Origin of the sequence: Catenibacterium sp., assembly GCF_052354645.1 — a bacterium.
In the GTDB taxonomy this organism is placed as follows: Bacteria; Bacillota_I; Bacilli_A; order Erysipelotrichales; family Coprobacillaceae; genus Catenibacterium; species Catenibacterium mitsuoka_A.
On the sequence record NZ_DAWDDM010000265.1, the window covers coordinates 1 to 2,667 of the forward strand.

The following is a 2,667-nucleotide window of genomic DNA, read 5'->3' on the forward strand; positions in this document are numbered from 1 at the left end:
TAATCATTAATATATGTCAAAGAGGATTCATATCACTTGTCTTTTTTGCGGCCATAATACCTGCAATTCTTGCCACGCCAAGAACATCTCCTTTTTCTATTGTATTATTTTTAATATGCTCAATAATCTCATGATTGACTTGAATAGTCCCTCTTGCATAAGCTGTTCTTTTTGTAATCTCTTTATCAGATACATCCACCATAATGGCGTTTCCATCTTCATCAAAATGTGTAAATTCCATATTACCCTCCTATTTGATTCATCACAGTACCACTTTGTTCATCTTCAAAATGGTGCTGTTCTGGCTTCATATAAATGGCATCTCTCATTACTTCTTCTAGTTTGATTTCGTCACCTATATAAGGTTTTAATGCGATACTATTCTTATGAAATAAGCATAATTTTAATGATCCTGTACTAGACAAACGCACACGATTACATTCATGACAGAACTTATGATGTAAGGCTTCAATAAAGCCAATGACACATTTCATATTCTTTATTCTTATATAATGTGCAGGACCATTGCCTAATCTTTCTGTGATTTCTTCTATATTATAATGTAATGCAAAATATGACTGTACCTCTTCTATTCTATTTTCTCTTTTATTTGAACCAAGTGGCATGAGTTCTATAAAACGAAGACTTACTGGTAAATCTTGACAAAAATCAATCAAGCTTTCTAAATCACTTTGTGTAAAAAGTGGTCCTACGACTGTATTGATTTTTATATTGAGTCCAATAGAAACACCATAGAGAAGATTATTTAATACTGTATCAAGTGTATCTTTACCACAGATAGAAGCATATTTCTTTGAATCAAGTGTATCTATAGAGAAGTTGATCCCATCAATCCCAATGTCCTTTAATTCATCCATAGTACGTGCATCTAGTAATAAGCCATTGGTTGTAAGAGTTACCTGTCTCACACCCTCTAGTTGTTTGAGCTGTCTTAAAAAAGAAAGATATCCTTTTCTTACCGTTGGTTCTCCACCAGTCACCTTGAAGTTTACTATGCCTAGTTTAACTGCCACCTTACATATATCTAGTATTTCTTCATAGCGTAAAATATCATTATGTGAAAGAAATTTGAATTTATCTGGATTACAATATACACAATGATAGTTACATCTATCTGTAATCGATATTCTCATATAATCAATTGTACGGTTATAACGATCCTTCATACAAACTCCTTTCCGTTATTCTCGTTTGAGAATAACGCCATACATAGTGTACAATGATGTACATTAAAATACAATGATTTTGTGAAACAAATGAGAAATATCGCTTTGTTGACTTGTTTCAAACGCATTAGCGTATTAGAATAGTATCTATATTACTAAACAAGCGGAGGATAACGTATGAATTTCGTAAAAGATAGCGTAAATCAGCAGCCAATAGTAGATACAGTTTTTACTATTGTTGCGAAAGCAAAGGAAGCGAAAGAAAAGTATGGAGCTGATCAGGTTGTAGATGCAACTATCGGTTCTTTATATAATGAAGAAGGTCAGCTTGTCGCATTGGACAGTGTCTTCAATTCTTTAAAGAATCTTGATAATAAGGTTCTTGCAAAGTATGCAGCAAGCTTTACTGGTAACCCTACATTTAGACAGAAGGCTTATGATTGGGTATTAGATGGTAATAGCCATCTTGAACATGAAGTAGTGGCAACTCCAGGAGGAACTGGTGCTGTATCTATGACTATTCAGGAATGTTTAGATGAAGGTCAGACTGTCATCCTACCTGAAATTGCATGGGGAAGTTATGCATTAATGGCTCAGATGCATAATCTTGAAATGGCTAAGTATTCTTTATTTGAAGGAGATCATTTCAATATTGCCTCTTTCAAGAAAACATGTCTTGAAACTATGAAGAAGCAGAAGAAGTTAGTGATTGTTATCAATGACCCATGTCATAACCCTACTGGTTATTCTTTAACTCATGAAGAATGGGATGAAGTGATTACTTTCTTAAATGAATGCAGCAAGACTCATGCTGTTGTATTATTAAATGATATTGCCTATATTGATTTCTCAAGCCGCCAGAAAGAAGCAAAGACTTATTTTGGTCAGTTTGACAAGATCAGCGATAATGTGATTGTGGTTGTTTCATTCTCATTATCTAAGTCAATGACAAGCTATGGTTTAAGATGTGGTGCAGCAATCATCTTAGGTCAGAAGAAAGAATCAGTGAATCAGGTAAAGATCGTATTTGAAAAGAATGCTCGTGCAACTTGGTCAAATATCAACAATGGGGCAATGGAAACATTTGTAGATGTATTAGATAACCATGGTGAAGAATATGATCAGGAAAGATTAAAATATGTGAAGTTATTAAAAGAAAGAGGAGATATCTTTACTTCTGAAGCAGATGAAGTAGGATTAAAGTATTACCCATATAAAGAAGGTTTCTTCGTTACACTTGCTATGGATAATGAAACTCGTGATAAATATCATGAAGCTTTAATGGCAAACAATATCTTTACTGTAAAGGTTAATCTTGGTATTCGTGTCGCTATCTGTTCATTATCAGTAGAAAAGACTAAAGGTCTAGCAAAGAAAATGAAGGATATCTTAGATACAATTCAGTAAAAGCAAAAGGATTGAGTCAAATTAAAATGGACCCTGTAAAAAGGACACGATAAAAAAAGGATATTTATTTCGT

General features: G+C 33.5%; 3 protein-coding genes. 1 reads left to right on the plus strand and 2 read right to left on the minus strand.

The genetic code is table 11. The features are described from left to right. Nucleotides 1-16: 16 nt before the first annotated feature. Both ACT8VG_RS09720 and moaA read right to left on the minus strand, forming a co-directional pair. Complete coding sequence (locus tag ACT8VG_RS09720) at nt 17-241, minus strand: cyclic pyranopterin monophosphate synthase MoaC (RefSeq protein WP_444195745.1); 225 nt, start codon at nt 239-241, stop codon at nt 17-19. A gap of 1 nt (nt 242) precedes the next feature. After that, nucleotides 243-1,187: a GTP 3',8-cyclase MoaA gene (gene moaA / locus ACT8VG_RS09725; protein ID WP_217107046.1), complete on the minus strand. Its 945-nt coding sequence runs from the start codon at nt 1,185-1,187 to the stop codon at nt 243-245. 177 nt (nt 1,188-1,364) lie between these two features. On the opposite strand from moaA, the gene ACT8VG_RS09730 reads away from it, so the two are divergent. Beyond that, the gene (locus tag ACT8VG_RS09730) at nt 1,365-2,594 is read left to right on the plus strand and encodes an aminotransferase class I/II-fold pyridoxal phosphate-dependent enzyme (RefSeq protein WP_217107047.1); all 1,230 of its coding nucleotides are present in this window, start codon (nt 1,365-1,367) and stop codon (nt 2,592-2,594) included. The last annotated feature ends 73 nt before the right edge of the window (nt 2,595-2,667 follow it).